Genomic DNA, 17,098 nt, shown 5'->3' with positions numbered 1-17,098 from the left:
GGACCTCCCCGTGAGGTCCGGGCGCCGTCGCCGTGCGCGGTGCCGGTCAGCCGGCCAGGCGGATCACGGTGACGCCCTCGCGCACGGTCAGCACGCTCTGCCGTACCCGGGGGTCCGCGGCGACGTGGGCGTTGAACGCGCGCATGGCGACGGTGTCGGGCTGCTGGTCACGCTCGTTCGCGACACCGCCGAACTGGAGCACGTTGTCGGCCAGGATCAGCCCGTGCGGCGACAGCTTGGGCAGCACCGCCTCGTAGTAGTCGACATAGCCGGGCTTGTCCGCGTCGATGAAGACCAGGTCGAAGGGTCCCGGGAGGTCCCGCACCGCCGGCAGGGCCGGGCCCTCGATCAGATGGATGCGCCCGGCCCAGGGCGAGGCCCCGAAGTGCTTGCGCGCGATGGAGGCGTGCAGCGGGCTCAGTTCGCAGGTGTGCAGTTCGGCGTCGGCCGGCATCGCCTCGGCCATGCACAGCGCGGAGTAGCCGGTGAAGGTGCCGATCTCCAGGATGCGCCGGGGCCGCAGGGCGAACACGAGGGCGGCCAGGAACTCGCCCTCCAGGCTGCCCACCATCATGGCCGGCAGCTCGGTCCCGGCCTCCGTGTCGGCGACCAGCCCGGCCAGCCAGGGGGGTGCGGGGGAGGAGGCCTCCTCGGCGTACTTCTCCACGACGGGTCGTACGATCATCCTCGGTTCCTTCCCGTGTGCCCGGCGTGCCGGCACAGCCGCTCGGTCAGCCAGTCAGCCAGCTCCGCCCGGCCGGCGCCGCGCAGGTAGAAGTGGTCGCCGGGAAACCGGACCAGTTCGGTGTCGGCGGAGGTGACCGCCGCCCAGGCCGCCGCGCCCTCCGCGTCGACCTCCGGGTCCTCGGCGCCGTAACAGACGCTCACCGGCACCGAGAGATCCCGGCCGGCCCGCGCCCGGTAGGTGCCCAGCAGCCGGTAGTCCGCCCGGAGCACCGGCAGCGTCATCTCGCGCACGCCCGGCATCCGGAGCAGGCGTTCGTCGGTGCCGCCGAGCACGCACACGTCGGCCCACAGCCGTTCGTCGTCAAGGTACTTGTCGTCGGGCCGCTGCCGGGCCGGGCCGGGGCGACCGGAAACGACCAGCCGCTCCGGGAGGGTCCCGCCGGCCGCACCGAGGAGGCGGGTGACCTCGTGTGCGACGGAGGCGCCCATGCTGTGCCCGAAGAACCACACGGGCTTGTCGTCCAGTTCGGCCAGCGCCTTGGCCAACGGCTCCACCAGGCCGGGCATGTCGGTGCAGCAGGGGTCGCCGATACGGTCCTCCCGCCCCGGATACTGCACCACCAACCCCTCGGCCACGTCGGGGAGTTCGCGCGCGAGCGGCCGGTAGAAGGTCGCCGCGCCGCCCCCGTGCGGGAAGAACACCACCCGCCGCCGGGCGCCGGGCCGCGGGAAGTAGCCGCGCAGCCACGGATTCGGGACGTCGGTGTTCATGTCCTGGCCTCCAGCAGGTCGGCGGTGGAGAGGAGTTCGGGCGCCTCGGGGTGGTGCAGCCGCACCGGCCCGCACGCCTCGGTCACCCGCATCGCCAGCTTCGCCAGGGCGATGTGGTACTGCACGTGCCCCCGGCTGTCGGCACCCGACCGCACGTCGTCCCAGACCGCCCGCATGGCCCGCGCCGTGGCCTGCGGCCACAGGTCGCGCAGCACCTCGGTGTACGGGGCGCCCTCCGCGGGCCCCAGGTGCTGCACGCTCGGCACCCGCAGATGAGGGGCGTTCGAGTCGGCGAAGCGCACCAGCTCCTTCATGTCGCCCGGCATGTGCGGGCGCATGCTCCACTCCACCGGGCCGTGCGTGTTGACCAGGGTGAGGTGGCCGCCCTCCGCGCCCAGGGTGATGCGGTGGAACAGGTGGCTGTAGTTGTCCGGATCGGCGGGCACCAGTTCGTTCTGCAGCCGGAAGGACATCGGGACGCCGGCGAACCGGCCGGTCAGGCTCCGGTACGGATCGCCCTCCGCGCCCGCGAGCACTCCGTCGACGCCGTGCGGACGGATCGCGCCCAGTGCCTGGCCCAGGATGTCGAAGACCGTGTAGAGCACCTGGAAGGCGCAGGTCACGTCGAGGAAGAGCGGCCGCTGCCGGGCCACCAGGGCGCGGGCGGCGGCGATGAAGCGGCGCACCGGTTCCACGTGCGGATAGTGGGTGTTCAGCCGGAACACCACACCGGACTCGGTCGCGGCGCGCAGGCACGCGACCAGTTCGTCGGGGTGCAGCGGATGTTCCTGCAGCACGTGGATCCCGCGGCGCATCAGGGCCTGCGAGATCCCCGGGCCGGGGCCGCCGTTCATCACCCCGCCGATGACCACGCAGGCCAGGTCCATGTCGTCGGGCACCTCGTCGACCGTCGACCACAGCGGTACGCCGTAGTGCTCGGCGCAGGCCTTGCTGCGGGCACTCCCGGACGCCAGGATCCCGGCCAATTCGAAGTCGAGGTCCGGCCGCTCGAAGGCCGCGAGATAGGCCCGGCCGAAACCGGTGCCGGCCACCAGGACACGGGGGCGGGTCACAGCTCCCCTTCCTCCGTCGCGCGGGCCGCGAGGATCGGCCGGTCAACGATGTCGAGCACCGTGACCGCGGGTTCGGCGCGCAGGGCGGCGAGCACCGTCCCGGCGTCGAGCACGTCGGAGCCGAAGTGCACCCCCGGGGCGACCTCGCCGCCGAGCACCGCGAGCACGGCCAGGGCACTGGCGAGCCCGGTCAGGGCGTAGGTGTCGCCGGCGCGCAGGGCCAGGCCGCGGGTGGCGGGACGCCCGGCGTCGGTGCCCGTGACCTCGAAGAGCATCAGCTGGAAGGGGCTCCTGCCGAACAGGTCGAGAGCCGCCGCGCGGGTGAGTTCCCCGGCCGCCTCGGCGAGCGCGGACTCACCGCGCATCGCGCCCTGGAGCCGGCTCAGGCAGTTCATCATGTGGGCGCCGCCGTCGAAGACGTTGTACCAGTCGATCTCCGTCAGCCCGGTGGCCTCGGGGAGCCGCGCCGACTCGAAGCTGAGGTAGGGATAGACGTCGACCCGGTTGTCCGCGTAGGGCAGTTCGACACCGGTCCGAGGCTCCAGCTCGCGCTCGACCCGGACACCGCCCCTGATCGCGCCGCGGGCCTCGCCGTAGGCGCCGCCCATGGAGAGCAGGTAGTCGGCGGCGCCGGCCGGGGTCAGCCGGTCCATCGTGCCGACGTACGCCGTGAGGTGCCGCGGGTCGCTCATGCCGGCGCACAGGTGACGGGGGAGCAGGCCGGTCAGCCCGGGCTGCATCCCGGCGGTGATCACGGCCGTGCCGGTGAAGGTGCCCGGCCGCGTCAGCGCCTCCAGCAGCGGCTCGTCGCCGCCCGGGTCGACGTAGTCGGCACCGGCGGCCGCCGCCGCCCAGGCCACCCGGTCGAGGACCTGGTAGGAGGGGCCCGCGCAGTTGAGGACCACCCGGGCGCCGCGGCAGAACTCCGCCAGCGACCTGCCGTCGTACAGGTCGACCTCGACGGCCGCGCCACGCAGGCCGGACTTGTGCAGCAGGGACTCGGCCTGCGCCCGGTCGCGTCCGCCGAGCCGGACGGCCGTGCCGGGCCGACGGTCCGCGATCGCCCGTACGGCGGCGGCGCCGACGGCACCGTAGGCGCCGACGACCGCGACCTCCGGGATGCTGTGCTCGCTCACGCGTTCTCCTCCTCGGGCAGGTCGATCACGCCGGGGGTGACCAGCTCACGGCAGGTGAAGTGGTCGCCCAGCACCGTCTGCCGCCGGAGCCCTCCCACGCACACCGACTCCCACAGCTCGGTCATGTCGGCGGCCATGGCGGGCCAGACGGGGGACTCCTCCTCGTGGACCAGCAGGCGGGCCTCCCCCGTGAAGACCCCCGGGTCGTGGTCGGCGACGCAGCGCGCGAGCGCACGGCCGCGTACGAGCCGTTCGGCGATCTCGTCCGCGCCGCGGCCGAGCGCCTCCGCGATCTGGGCGAGCCGCTTCTCGCGCGGGATCGCGGCGCGGTCGGCCGCCGCCGTGCCCGCCGCCCGCAGTCCGGGCTCGGCCCGCTCCGCCAGCGCGGCGGGCGCGCCCGGCGGGATGTCACCGGCGGGGGCGAGCACGGCCAGCGTCCGGCCGATCCCGGCGACGTCCGGGTATCCCAGGGCGGCCGGGTCCAGCCCTCGGTCCAGGCAGAACAGCGCCTCTTCGAGCACGTCGTCGCGGACCGTGGCCGGGAGCGGGTAGCTGCTCAGCAGCGTCAGCCCGCACACCGGGGCGCCCAGTTCGACGAGTTGCTGGGCGACGGCCAGCGCCAGTACGCCCCCGCTGTGCGCGCCGACCAGGTGGAACGGGCCCGGGCTCAGTGCGCGCACCCGCGCCACCACGTCCTGGGCCAGGTCGTCCAGCCGCTGACCCTCGGCCACCCGGACCGGGGGCACGACGATCACCGGGTCGAGTGCGCCGAGACCCGCGGCCAGCCGCTCGGCCTGGCGCCCCAGACCGTCGCCGACGAGGACGTGCACCGGGTTGCCGAGCGCGTCCGCCGCCCCGGACAGGGCGAGTTCGGCGTCCGCCGTGCTCTCCTCGGCCGGTCCCTCGCCCTGCTGGAGGAAGGCGGACAGCTCGCGCACCGAGGCACCGCCGAGCAGCTCGCGCAGCAACTCGTCGAAGAAGACGTCGGCCGCGGCCGGAACCTGGTCGCGCAGCGCGGTGACGAGCTGGGCGGCGAGCAGCGAATCCCCGCCCAGGGCGTAGAAGTTGGTCTCCAGCGGGACCTCCGGCTCGCGCAGCACCTCCGCGTACACCTCGGCGACGCGCGACTCCAGTTCACCGGCCTCCTGCCCGCCGTCCGGCGAGGCCGCCGCACCGGCCGTACGGTGCTGCTCGGCCCACCGGGAGAGGGCGGCGCGGTCGACCTTGCCGTTGGCGGTGAGCGGCAGCGCGTCCAGCACCTCGAAACGCGACGGGATCATCTCCGCCGGGAGCCGTTCGGCGAGCCGCCGCGTGAGCACCTCGGTGTCGAGGGGTTCGCGGTCGGTCTTGAAGCGGGCCGCGAAGACGTGCATGCCGATCCGGGCCAGCTCGTCCTCGGACTCCGGTACGCACAGCTCCAGTTCGGCTCCGGCCTCCGCCAGCAGGTCGTACCACTGCCGGCGGCCGATGAACGTCTGGTCCTTGCCGTGCCGTACGTCCTGGAAGTCCCCGGCGGTGGCGTCGAAGAGGAACTCCATCGAGGTGAGGATCTGGTAGTTGTCGCGGGTCGTCTCGATGAAGACCAGCCACCCGCCCGGCACCAGCGCCTCGCGCATCCGGCGCAGCACCGCGCGGGCGTCCTTCGCGTAGTGCATGACGTTGCCGCACAGGATCACGTCCACCGAGTTCGGCTTCACGCCCTGCTCGCGGAAGGGCTCGTTGAAGTCGAACAGGGCGTAGTCGACCCAAGGATGGTCCGCGAACCGCTCACCGGCCTTGTTCAGGAAGAACTGGGACACGTCGCTGAAGGTGTAACGCACGTTCTCACCGTCCAGCGCCGGAATGGTGTCGACGCTGGTGCCGCCGACCCCGGCCCCGACCTCCAGCACGCGCAGCGGCCGTCCGGTGGTGTTGCGCCGGGCGACCCCCAGCACGGTTCCGGTGGCCAGCCGGTTGAGGTAGCGGGAGAGGAAGCCCTCCATGTAGGCGGCCTCGTGGATGCTCAGGTCCCCCTCGGGGAAGAGCATCCGCAGCGGGTCCCGCTCGTCCCGCATCAGCTCCGGCAGGTGGGCGGCGGCGAGCTTGAAGTAATTCACCAGCTCCGGGCGGTCGTTGGCCTCCGGGAGCAGCCGGTCGACCTCGGCCCAGGCATCCTCGACGTCCTCGGGGGTCACCAGGCGCAGGCAGCCGAAGGTGCCGTCCGCGGCCCTGTCCAGGTAGCCGTTCTCCACGCACGCGGCGAGCCAGCGGCGCACCAGCCGCTCGTGCTTGGGCGCCACCCGGGCCAGCCGCATGATCTCGGAGGTGCTGTGGCGTGCGGCGGCGTCGGGCCACAGGCCCTCCCCGCGCAGCACGTCGACCATGCGGCGCAGCGCCGCGTCGTCGAGGACGGCCGCGAACTCCACGACCTTCGCGGTGTCCACTCCGTCGCGGATCTCGTCGGCGCCCGCCAGCACCTCGGGCCGCAGCCCGGCGTCGACCGCGTGGCCGGCCGGGTCGGCGGTCGACAGCGAGACGAAGGCGACCAGCCTGCGGTCGTTGCGCTCGCCCTCGGTGGTGACGGCCGCCGCGTCGACCTGCGGGTCGGCGGCCAGGGCGGACTCCACCTCGGCGAGTTCGATGCGGTGGCCGCGGATCTTGACCTGCCGGTCGGCGCGGCCGATGAACTCCAGCGTGCCGTCGGGCAGATAGCGGGCGAGGTCGCCGGTGCGGTAGACGCGCTCGCCGTCCGGCAGCTCGAAGAAGCTCGCCGCGGTCTTCTCCGGGTCGTGGAGGTACCCCTCGGCGAGGCCGGCGCCGGCGATGTGGAGGTCGCCGACGACGAGGTCCGGGCTGGGCCGCAGCGCGGAGTCGAGCACGTGGAAGCGCTGGTTCTCCAGCGGGGTGCCGTACGGGATGCTCGGCGCCGCCGGGTCGACCTCGCCGATCGGATGGACGATCGACCAGATCGCCGCCTCGGTGGCGCCGCCGAGGCTGTACAGCTCCACCCGGGGGAGGCGGGCGCGGACGGCGTCGGGAAGCGTCACGGGTATCCAGTCGCCCGACATCATCCCGAGCCGGACGCCGGGGCACTCGCGGCCCTCGCCGCGCAGGTACTCCTCCAGCAGCATCATCTGGGCGGGCACGGTGTTCAGCACGGTCACGCCGTGCCCGGTGATCAGCTCGCCCCAGTGCGAGGGGTCGCTGCGGCGCGCAGGGTCGGGAAGCACCAGGGTGCCGCCCCGGCCGAGGACGCCGAAGATGTCGAAGACCGACAGGTCGAAGCCGAGGCTGGAGAGCCCCAGGGCGACGTCGTGCGTACCGATGCCGAACCTGCGGCAGACGTCGTCCAGGGTGTTCACCGCGGCCCGGTGGCTGACCTCCACCCCCTTGGGTTCGCCGGTCGAGCCGGAGGTGAAGATGACGTACGCCGAGTCCCCCGGGGAGACCGGTACCGCCTCGGGAAGGCCGGCGGACGACTCGGGCAGCCGGTCCACGTCGACGCGCGCGATCCCCGCGGGCAGTCCGGCCGCGACCGCGCTGTGGCCGACCACCAGGCCGATGCCGGCGGACCGGAGGATCCTGTCGCGCCTGGCGTCGGGCTGGCTCGCCTCGATCGGCACGTACGTGCCACCGGCCAGCAGCACCCCGAGCGCGGCCGCGATCTGCTCCCAGCCCTTCTCCAGCACCACGGCGACGCGCTGCTGCGGTGTGTGGCCGTGCTCGGCGAGCGCCGCGGCCACGGCGGCAGCGCGGCCGGTCAGCGTGGCGTAGTCCACGCTCCCGCCGTGGTCGATCACGGCCGTCGCGTGCGGTCGGCGGCGCGCCTGGTCCAGCAGCGCCTGGTGCAACAGGGCCTCGCGGACCGGCCGCGCGGTGTCGTTGACAGCCGCCCGGCGCCGCGCCTGGTGCTCGGGGAGCGTGAGCGGGTCGCCGTCCCACGCGCCGTTGTCCTCGGCGAGCCGGTGCAGCAGGCCGCGGAACGCGGCGAACATGTCGTCGAGCACCGGGCCGGGCACGGTGTCGTCCCGCACGTCCCAGTTGACCAGCAGCGAGCCCGCGGCCTCCATCGCCTGGCAGTCCACCCAGACCTGCGGCGTCTGGCTGATGCCGTTGCGGATCTGCGACCGCATCATGCCCTCCGGAGCCGATCCGTCGGAGAGCCCGATGGCGCTGGTGAACACGACGGGCATCATCGAGCCCTGCCGGCCGCGGCGGCGGGTCAGCTCGCGCAGTACCTCCACGCCGGAGAACAGCCGGTGGTCGAGATCCTCGAAGAGCTGCTCGCCTGCCCTGCGGGCGCGCTCGGCGAAGGTGTCCGCGCGGCCGCCGTCGACGGCCAGCAGTTCGACGGAGGTGAAGTCGCCCACGACGCGGCCCACGTCCGGGTGCAGGGGCAGCCGGCTGAGCACCGTCACGTCGAGGGTGAAACGGGGGTGGCGGCTCCAACGGCCGACGACCTCGGCGTACGCGGCCATCACGGCCGTCGACGCCGAGACCCCGTGTTCCCCGGCGCGGGCCTTCAGCGCGGACCAGACGGCCGGCTCCAGGCGCAGTTCGCGGCGGGTGAAGCCGGCCGGGCCCTGCCGGCTGGGCCGGTCGACCAGGGGCAGTTCGGGCGCCGGCGGCAGGTCGTCCAGCCGCGCCGTCCAGTAGTCGCGGTCCCGCTCGTAGGCCGGGCCCTGCCGCACGGCGCGTTCCGCCCGCAGGTAGTCGCGGAACGAGACCGCCGGCGCCGGGAGGTCGGCTGCCGGGTCCTCGTAGAAGGTGCCGAACTCGTCCAGCAGCAGGTAGATGCTGACGTAGTCGGCGATCAGGAAGTCGATGGAGAAGTGCAGGACGGCGCGGTCCGCCAGCTCGGTGACCTCCAGGGTGTACAGCGGGCACTCGGTGACGTCCTTGGACTCGGCGGAGAGCCGGCCGCGTACCTCGCCGAGCGCCTCCTCGCCCGCCGGGCCCGCCAGGCCCGTCGCGTCGTGCCAGGCGATCACGGGGGCGGGCGGGTCCTTCAGGACCCGCTGGTAGCCGTCGTAGTCGATGACCACGCGCAGCATCTCGTGCCGGTCCACCACCCGGCGCCAGGCACGTCGCAGCCGGTCCCGGTCGAGCGCGGGGAACTCCAGCTCGCCGTAGGCGTGGCAGGGCACCGAGCCGTACTCGAAGGCGCCCCGGCGGCCGAGAAGGTACGCCGACTGGACCTCGGTCAGCGGGAACGGCTCGTGGGCCGCGGCGGGGTCGGGCCGGACCTGCTGCGGGCGGCGCTCGCGCAGCTCCCGCAGCACGTCCTCGCGGCGGCCGGCCACGAGCTTCCGGCGCTCGGGGGTCATCGCCCCCTCCGGACCCCGGAAGCGGAGCCTGCCCTCGTCCTCCCACAGGTGCAGGCCGGCCTGTTCGAGTTCGCTGATGATGTCGGCGGCGGTCACAGGACACCTTCTTCCAGTCGGACGGACGCTTCGTGCCGGTGGCTGCCGGCGATCTCGTCGTCGACGACGGCGGCGATCGCGGCGACGGTCGGATGGTTGAAGAGCTGCCGCAGGGAGAGCTCGACGCCGAAGCGCCGGGAGAACTGCTGGACGACGCGGGTGGCGACGAGACTGTCGCCGCCGAGGCCGAAGAAGTCGGCCGAACGGCCCACTTCGGGCGCCTCCAGCAACTCGGCCCACACCTCGGCCACCACGCGTTCGGTCTCGCCCCGCGGCCGGTCGTCGGACGGCGCAGCCCGCACCGCGCGGCCCGGGCCGTACGCGAGGGCGAGTGCGGCGCGGTCGACCTTGGCGTTGGCGGTCAGGGGCAGCCGGTCCGCCACGGCGATGTGCTCGGGGATCATGTGGGCCGGCAGGCGCGCGGCGAGCGCGGCCGGCAGGTCCGCCTGGCTCAGAGCAGGGCCGGCGCCCGGCTCCGGGGTGACGACGGCGGCCAGCCGGCGTGCCCCCGCGCCGCTGTCGACCCACGCGACGGCGCTCGCGACGCCGGACAGCTCCCGCAACCCGGCCTCGATCTCGCCGAGTTCGATCCGGTGCCCGCGCACCTTCACCTGGTGGTCGCGGCGGCCGAGGAACTCCAGGATGCCGGAGGGGTGGTAACGGCCCAGATCGCCGGTGCGGTACCACCGCTCGCCGTCGGCCACCACGAAGGAGGCCGCGGTCCGCTCGGGGTCCCCGCGGTAGCCGAGCGCCACTCCGGCGCCCCCGATCCACAGCTCGCCCGGCACGAAGTCGGGCCGGTCCCGGCCGTGTTCGTCGACCACCCGGAAGCGCTGGTTGGCGAGCGGGCGGCCGTACGGTATCGACACCCAGGCGGGGTCGACGGTCTCCACCTCGAAGGCGTTCGACCAGATGGAGGCCTCGGTGGCGCCGCCCATGGCGACGAGCAGGGCGTCCGGCGCCACCGCCCTCAGCCGGTCCGGCAGGTCCAGCCCGACCCAGTCGCCCGAGACGATCGCCACGCGCAGCCGCGGCAGGCCGGTGCCCGACTCGCAGGCCACCAGCAGCATGTCGAGCAGCGTCGGAACCGTGTTCCACACGGTGACGCCGTGCTCGGTGGCGAGGGCGGCCCAGGCGGTCGCCTCGCGGCGGAGGTCCTCGGTGAGGGTCACCACGGTGCCGCCCACCGCGAGCAGTCCGAACAGGTCGTAGACGGACAGGTCGAAGTCGAGGGCGGAGACCTGCAGTGTCACGTCGCCGGGCCCCACACCGTGGCGGGTGTTCACGTCGTCGATGGTGTTGGCGGCCGCCGCGTGGCTGATCTCCACGCCCTTGGGCTCGCCGGTCGAGCCCGAGGTGTAGATCACGTAGGCGAGCTGCGCGGGATCGGCCGCCGCCGGCCCCGCCGCCGGTTCCGCCCCCACGGCCTCGGCCACCGGCACGAGCCGCACGGCTTCGTCCCAGTCCGCGCCGGAGTCCTGTCCCGGCCCGACCAGGGCCAGGCGGGCGCCCGCGGAACGCACGATCCGGTTGCGGCGGGCGGCGGGCTGGCCGACGCCGACGGGTACGTAGGCGCAGCCGGCCGCGAGCACGCCCAGCACCGCGACGACCTGGTCGGGTCCCTTCGGCAGCGACACGACCACCGTCTCCCCGGGCCGCACCCCGAGTGAGGCGAGGCATCCGGCGACGCGCAGCGCGCGGGCGGCCAGTTCGGCGTAGGTCAGTTCCTCGCCGGTCGCCGAGCGGACCGCGACGGCGTCGGGCCGGCGGCGGGCGACGTCGAAGACGGGCTCGTGCAGCGTACGGGCGGGGAAGGGGGCGGCCGTGTCGTTGACCTCGGAGCGGATCTTCGCCTGGCTCTCGGGGAGCCGGATCGGCGGGGCGGGGCGGGACCAGTCGCTGTCGGCCAGTTCCACCAGGAGGCGGCGCATCGCCTCCAGGGCGGCCGGGACGACCTGCGGGCTGTGGAGCCCCTCGACGTGGTCCCAGTTGACGGCGAGGCCGCCGTCGCGCTCGACCACCTGGCAGTCCAGCGCGACCTGCGGGCTCTGCGACAGACCCCGCCGCAGCTCGCCGAAGCCGAATTCGAGGTCCTTGAAGCCCGCGCTGACCCCGAGGGTGGAGGTGAACACCACCGGCATCAGCGTCTGTCCGCCGCCGGTGCGCCGGGCGAGCTGCTGGAGCACCCAGGTGGTGGAGACGTTGTTGTGCTCGATGCCCTCCCAGACCTGTCCCTGCAGCCGCCGCACCGTGTCGGCCCAGCTCTCGCCGGGGCGGCTGTGGTGACCGAGCAGCAGCAGCGAGGTGAAGTCGCCGACCACCTGGCCGATCTGGGGGTGCTCGTCGCGCCGGTCGAACACCGTCAGGTTGAGCGTCAGCGAGGTCTCGGCGCTCCACGCGGCCAGCACCTCCGCGAAGGCCGCCGCCACCACCGTCGAGGCCGTCAGCCCCTGTTCGGCGGTCCGCCGGCGCAGCCGCTCCCAGGTCGGCGGGTCGAGCCGGAACTCCTCGCGCACGAAGCGCGGCCGGCCGATGTGCTCGGGGGCGACGGCCAGCGGCAGCGCGGGCGCGGCCGGCAGCTCCTCGATCGCGTCCAGCCAGTACTCCTCGTCCCGTGCCCTGGCCGCCGGGTCGGTGCGCCGGGCGAGCAGGTAGTCGCGGAACGACAGGTCGAGCGCGGGGAGTTCCAGAGCGGGGTCGGCGTACAGCGCCGACAGCTCGGTGAAGATGGTCATGATCGACAGCGCGTCGAGCACCACGTAGTCGAAGCCGACGCCGAACACCGTGTGCCCGTCCTCGCGCCGCACGGCCCGTACGTCGAACAGCGGCCAGGAGGTCACGTCGAGCACCTGCTGCTCCATGCCCGCCAGTTCGCTGACCGCCTTCTCGTGGTCGGCGGCGGTGGTGCGGGTGACCGCGAAGCGGTAGTACGGGACCTCGGGCAGGATCCGCTGGCCGCCCTCGCCGTCCAGCACGGCGCGCATCATCTCGTGCCGCCGCACCAGCCGGTTCCAGGCCCGCTCCAGCCGCTCCAGGTCGACCCGGTCGCTCTCGAACTCCCAGTACCAGTAGGACGCGACGCCGCCGAGGGTGAAGTCGGGGTCGCGGCCCAGCCAGTAGGCGCGCTGCACGTCGGTGAGCGGGAAGGGCTCGTACCGGTGGGCCGGGTCGGCCGGGACCGTCCGGGGGGCCTCGGCCGCGCCGCCCTCCAACGGGGCCAGGGTCGCGGCGAAACCGCTGACCGTCGGCCGGGTGAACAGGTCGCCCAGCCTCGCGTCGTACCCCTCCCGGCGCAGCGCGGCGAGCAGGCGGGTGGCCTGCAGGCTGTCACCGCCGATGTGGAAGAAGTTGGTGTCCCTGCCGATCTCCGAGCCGCCGGGCAGATCCGCCCACAGCGCGGCGACGGCCTCCTCCGCCGCGCCCCGGGGTGCCGCGTCCGCGCCGCCGGACGTCCGCTCGCCCAGCGCCCCGGCCAGCAGCCGCCGGACCTCGGCGCGGTCGACCTTGCCGTTGCGGCTCAGCGGCAGCTCGTCGGTGGCGACGGCGCGGGCGGGCACCATGTACGCGGGCACGTGCCGGCCGGCGTGGGCGAGCACCTCCTCGGTGTCGACACCGGCCGGGGTCACCAGGGCGTACAACGCGCCGGTGTGTCCGGCGACCTGGGTGACCACGGCGTCGCGCACACCGGGATGCCGGCCCAGGGCACGCTCGACCTCGCCGAGCTCGATCCGGTACCCGTTCAGCTTGACCTGGAGGTCGGCCCGGCCGAGGAACTCGATCACCGCCCCCGGCCGGTAGCGGGCACGGTCACCGGTGCGGTACCAGCGCCCGCCGTCGGCCTCCACGAACTTCGCCGCGGTCAGCTCCGGGTCACCCACGTAGCCCCGGGCCACACCCGCGCCGCCGATCCACAGCTCGCCCGCGACCCAGTCGGGGCAGTCCCGCCCGTGGTCGTCGACGACCCGGCAGCACTGGTTGGGCAGGGGCACGTTGTAGGGGATCGACGCCCAGGAGGGATCGACCTCCGTGACCTCCTGGACGGTCGAGTGGATCGCGGTCTCGGTGGTGCCGCCCAGCGCCACGAACACACTGTCGGGGCGCAGCGCGCGCACCCTGCCGGGCAGGTCGAGACCGACCCAGTCACCGCCCAGGAGATGCAGGCGGAACGGCCAGGTGGACGACTCGGGCCGCGACTGCGCCGTGGTGAGACCCATGTCGAGCAGGGCGGGCACACAGTTCAGGACGGTGGCGCCGTCGCGCACGGCCCGGCCCAGCCACAGCTCGGGGGAGCGCCGCTCCTCGTCGCCGACCAGTACCAGGGCGCCGCCGCAGTTGAGGGGGCCGAAGACGTCGTACACCGACAGGTCGAAGTCGAGCGCCGACAGGCACAGGGTGCGGTCGTCCGGGCCCAGCCCGTAGCGCTCGTTCAGCGCGGCCACCGTGTTGAGGGCCGCCGCGTGCGTCAGCTCCACGCCCTTGGGCTCCCCGGTCGAGCCGGAGGTGAAGATCACGTAGGCCGGATCGTCCGGCGAGACGTCCACCAGCCCTTCCAGCAGCGGTACTTCGGGGTCGGTGCCGCACCGCACGTCGATGTGCGGGACCCGGTCGTCGGTGCCGGCGCCGTCCCGGCCGTCGGTGACCACGCAGCGTGCTCCCGCCCGGGAGGCGACCACGTCCCGGCGTGCCTGCGGCTGGTCCCTGCCCACCGGCACGTAGGCCGCGCCCAGCGCGTGCACCGCCAGCACCGCGACCACCTGCTCGACCCCCTTCGGCAGGGTCAGCACCACCCGGTCACCGGCGGTGACGCCCGCGGCGCGCAGGACATGCGCCAACCGCCGCGCCCGCTCGCCGAGTTCGGCGTACGTCAGCTGCTCGCCGTCGCCCCAGACCGCCGCCGGGGCGTCCCCCCGCTCGGCCGCCCGCCGGAAGAACTCCTCGTGCAGGGCTCTGCGGGGCAGCTCGGCGCGGGTGTCGTTGGCCTGCCGGCGTGCCTGGAGCTGCGGAGAGGGCGGCCGTACCGGCAGGCTCTCCCACCACGCGCTCGGCTGCGAGGCGAGCAGCCTGACCCGGTTGACGAAGGTCTCGAACATCGCCTCGGGGACCCCGGCCTCGAAGAGGTTCTCCGTCGTCTCCCAGTTGATCAGCATGCCGCCCTCCTGCTCGATGAGCTGGAGGTCGATCCACACGCCCGAGGTCTGCGAACTCATCCACACCGGGGCGCCCAGCACCGCGCGGGTCGCCTCGTCGAAGAGTTCGCCCAGGCTGAGCGCGCTCGTGAACACCACGCCGGCCCGCCGGTTGGCGCCCGCGGCGGTCCGGGCCAGGTCGCGCAGGACCGAAGTGCCGCCGTACGCCGCGTGCGTGGCGTCGCGGCGGTACTGCTCCTGGACCGCGCGGGCGCGCTCGACGAACGGGCGGCGCGCGTCGGGCGCCACCCGGAGGAGCAGCAGGTCCGTGAAGTCCCCGACCACGGAGCCGACTTCGGGGTGCACCGGGAGCCGGTTCAGGACGGGCAGGTTGAGCAGGAACTGCGTGCCCTCGCTCCACGCGGCGAGGACGTCGGCGTAGACGGCGGCGACCGCCATCGACACGGTCAGTCCGCTGCTGCGCGCGTGCTGGGCGAACCGCTGGTAGGTCTCGGGCGCCAGCCAGGCGTGGCGCCGCACGGTGTGCACCCGCTCGATCCGCTCCGGGGCGCTCGCCAGCGGGAGCCGCGGTGCCTCGGGCAGGTCCTCGGCGCGGTCGCGCCAGTAGGAGACGTCGGCCGCGCGGGGCTCCCGGGCGGCCTCGGCGACGAGCCGGCGGTACTCGGGGAAGGTGAGGGCCGGCGGCGGCGACACGGCGTCCGGATCCCGGTACTGGCGGGCCAGGTCGCCGATGACGACACGGAAGCTCGACGCGTCGCAGACGATCATGTCGATGTCGAGGAAGAGCCGGGCCCTGCCGTCCGCGAGCAGCGCCAGCCGCACGTCGAGGCCGCCCCCGCGCCCGACGGGCAGCGTCTGATGGGACAGCCGGGCGCGCAGCCGGGCCAACCGGCGGTCCGGTTCGTCCCGTTCGGGACCGCGCAGGTCGACGACCTCGTCCAGTCCCCGGCACTCGGGCAGGATCCGCTGGCCTCCGTCGCCACCGACGGCCGCACGCAGCATGGGGTGCCTGCGGCGCAGCGCGGCCACCGCGCCGTCCCAGCGCTCGACGTCGGCGGTGACGTCGAACTCGAAGTAGAAGTGCGATCCGGTCGCCAGCGGCATCCCGGGCTGCCGGCCCGACCAGTAGGCGTGCTGCATCGGAGCCAGCGGGAACTCCCCGGATTCCACGGCCGGGTCACCGCCGGACTCCGCCCGCCGGGCCGCCGGGTCGTCGGTGCCGGACAGGAGGGCGGCCCAGGCGCGGACGGTGGGTTCCTCCACCAGGTCGCCGAAGGACACCTCGACCCCGTCCTCCTGCCAGGACGCCGCCAGGTTCATCATCCCGAGCGAGTCCAGGCCGAGGGTGACGAGGTCCTCCTCGAAGCCGACCTCCGTGGCGGGAAGCTCCAGGCGCGCGGCCACGGCGTCGCGGATCTCCTCGGCGGACAGTGCGCGTCCGGTGGTCGCCTCACTGGTCATCGTGGCCTCCCGTGCGCGGCCGGGACCGGGTCCCGGTCTGGTCGGTGTGGGGCGCCGCGCCGCGGGCGGCGGTGGTGCAGACGTCGACGTACTCGGCCAGCAGGGACTCGGCGAACTCCGGTGCGAAACGGTCCGGGTTGTAGAAGAGCAGCACCCGCACCGTGTCCCGGTCGGGCACGGCGACCAGCTCCAGCTCGAAGCGGGTGGCGACGCCGTCCGGGACCAGGACGTCGATGTCCAGACCGCCGGCCCGGGTCGAGTACACGGGGTCGGCCATCATCTGGAAGACCACGTCGTCCAGCCGCCGGCTCGTGCCGCCGAGGTTGATCGGAAGCATCTGGAACGGCAGCGCCTGGTGCACGAACGCCTCCATGACCGTGCGGTGCGTGGCCCGCAGGTGCTCGGTGAAGTCGGTGCCGGTGAGCCGGGTCCGCAGCAGGACCATGTTGGCGAGGAAACCCACCGTGCGGCGGTGCTCGGCGCCGCGGTTGGCGAACAGGGTCGCCACCGCCAGGTCGTCGGAGCCGCCGGCCGACCGCAGGGCACGGTAGTAGGCGGTGAGCAGGGCCACGAACATCGTGGACCGCTCCCGTTTGGCCAGGGCGTCGAGCGCGGAGACCGTCGGCGCGTCGAGGACGTGCTGCACGAGCCTGGTGTCACGCGGCGCGCCCGCGGTGGCCTCCCGGATGGGCAGCGGGGGCAGCGTCACGTCCTTCAGGCGTTCGGCCCAGAAGGCGCTGAGCCGTTTGCCCGAGGGCCCGGCCAGGGTCTCGCGCTGCTCCTCGGCGAAACGCGAGTACGCCGCTGCCTCGGCCGTCGGCCTGCCGTCCAGAGCGGCACACAGGTCCTCGAAGATCACGTTGCACGACCAGGAGTCGGTGACCATGTGGTGCATGTTGAGACAGAGCACGTGATGGTCCGCGGCGAGCCGCCACAGGGTGATCCGCAGCGCGCTCTCGGTCGCGTCGATCCGGGTGCCCAGCTCCCGTGCCACCGCCCGGTCCGCGGCAACCCCGGGATCCGGCTCGCCGCTGAGGTCCACCTCGCGGATCTCCGGCGACACGAGCGGGTGCACCAGCGCCTTGAGCCGGCGGCCGCCGCCGGTGAAGGTGGTGCGCAGCGCCTCGTGCCGGGCCGTCACGTGGTCGATCGCCTGACGGAGTCTGTCGCGGTCGAGCCCGCCGCGCAGCCGGCACAGCACCGGGCAGTTGAGCGCGCCCTCCTCGCCGCGGTAGCGGTCGAGGAACCACAGCAGCGTCTGGCCCACGGACGGACGGATCTCGGTGACTGTCACGTCCGGCAACGTAACGACGGGCGCGGCCCCGGCAGCCGGACCTGAAAGAAAGCTGAGAGGACCTTCACGTTCCTTTCTCGCCTCTCGGGCCGGTCGCTCTCCCGGGTCAGGGTGAGGGCACCTGTGT

General features: G+C 73.9%; 7 protein-coding genes. All 7 read right to left on the bottom strand.

Annotated features, from left to right (window positions below; genetic code table 11):
* Positions 1-46: 46 nt before the first annotated feature.
* Genes ACFYQQ_RS15535 through ACFYQQ_RS15505 form a run of 7 tightly spaced genes read right to left on the bottom strand, consistent with a single transcriptional unit; the run spans position 47 to position 16,971 of the window.
* Positions 47-685 carry an O-methyltransferase gene (locus ACFYQQ_RS15535; RefSeq protein ID WP_356164524.1) on the bottom strand — a complete coding sequence of 213 codons (639 nt, stop codon included), beginning with the start codon at positions 683-685 and terminating at the stop codon, positions 47-49.
* The gene (locus ACFYQQ_RS15530) at positions 682-1,458 is read right to left on the bottom strand and encodes an alpha/beta fold hydrolase (protein WP_355789440.1); all 777 of its coding nucleotides are present in this window, start codon (positions 1,456-1,458) and stop codon (positions 682-684) included. Before ACFYQQ_RS15530 ends, ACFYQQ_RS15535 begins: the two co-directional genes overlap by 4 nt.
* Positions 1,455-2,531 carry a Gfo/Idh/MocA family oxidoreductase gene (locus ACFYQQ_RS15525; protein ID WP_355789443.1) on the bottom strand — a complete coding sequence of 359 codons (1,077 nt, stop codon included), beginning with the start codon at positions 2,529-2,531 and terminating at the stop codon, positions 1,455-1,457. Before ACFYQQ_RS15525 ends, ACFYQQ_RS15530 begins: the two co-directional genes overlap by 4 nt.
* The gene (locus ACFYQQ_RS15520; RefSeq protein WP_356164518.1) at positions 2,528-3,667 is read right to left on the bottom strand and encodes a saccharopine dehydrogenase NADP-binding domain-containing protein; all 1,140 of its coding nucleotides are present in this window, start codon (positions 3,665-3,667) and stop codon (positions 2,528-2,530) included. Before ACFYQQ_RS15520 ends, ACFYQQ_RS15525 begins: the two co-directional genes overlap by 4 nt.
* On the bottom strand, positions 3,664-9,069 hold the full coding sequence (locus ACFYQQ_RS15515) for an amino acid adenylation domain-containing protein (RefSeq protein WP_388904765.1): 5,406 nt from the start codon (positions 9,067-9,069) through the stop codon (positions 3,664-3,666). The genes ACFYQQ_RS15520 and ACFYQQ_RS15515 overlap by 4 nt, the downstream gene beginning before the upstream one ends.
* Positions 9,066-15,677: an amino acid adenylation domain-containing protein gene (locus tag ACFYQQ_RS15510; protein WP_388904764.1), complete on the bottom strand. Its 6,612-nt coding sequence runs from the start codon at positions 15,675-15,677 to the stop codon at positions 9,066-9,068. The genes ACFYQQ_RS15515 and ACFYQQ_RS15510 overlap by 4 nt, the downstream gene beginning before the upstream one ends.
* Entirely contained in the window at positions 15,667-16,971 is a 1,305-nt protein-coding gene (locus tag ACFYQQ_RS15505; RefSeq protein WP_388904763.1) for a condensation domain-containing protein, read from the bottom strand. Before ACFYQQ_RS15505 ends, ACFYQQ_RS15510 begins: the two co-directional genes overlap by 11 nt.
* Between the last annotated feature and the right edge of the window lie 127 nt (positions 16,972-17,098).

It is taken from the genome of Streptomyces sp. NPDC005496 (assembly GCF_042872045.1).
Taxonomy (GTDB): domain Bacteria; phylum Actinomycetota; class Actinomycetes; order Streptomycetales; family Streptomycetaceae; genus Streptomyces.
Note: the sequence above shows the minus strand (reverse complement) of the source record. Positions and strands in the feature narration are given on the sequence as shown.

What these genes read in the sequence shown, in the direction of transcription:
- ACFYQQ_RS15535 (WP_356164524.1), bottom strand. Translation starts at nt 685, where the DNA reads ATGATCGTACGACCCGTCGTGGAGAAGTACGCCGAGGAGGCCTCCTCC.
- ACFYQQ_RS15530 (WP_355789440.1), bottom strand. Translation starts at nt 1,458, where the DNA reads ATGAACACCGACGTCCCGAATCCGTGGCTGCGCGGCTACTTCCCGCGG.
- ACFYQQ_RS15510 (WP_388904764.1), bottom strand. Translation starts at nt 15,677, where the DNA reads ATGACCAGTGAGGCGACCACCGGACGCGCACTGTCCGCCGAGGAGATC.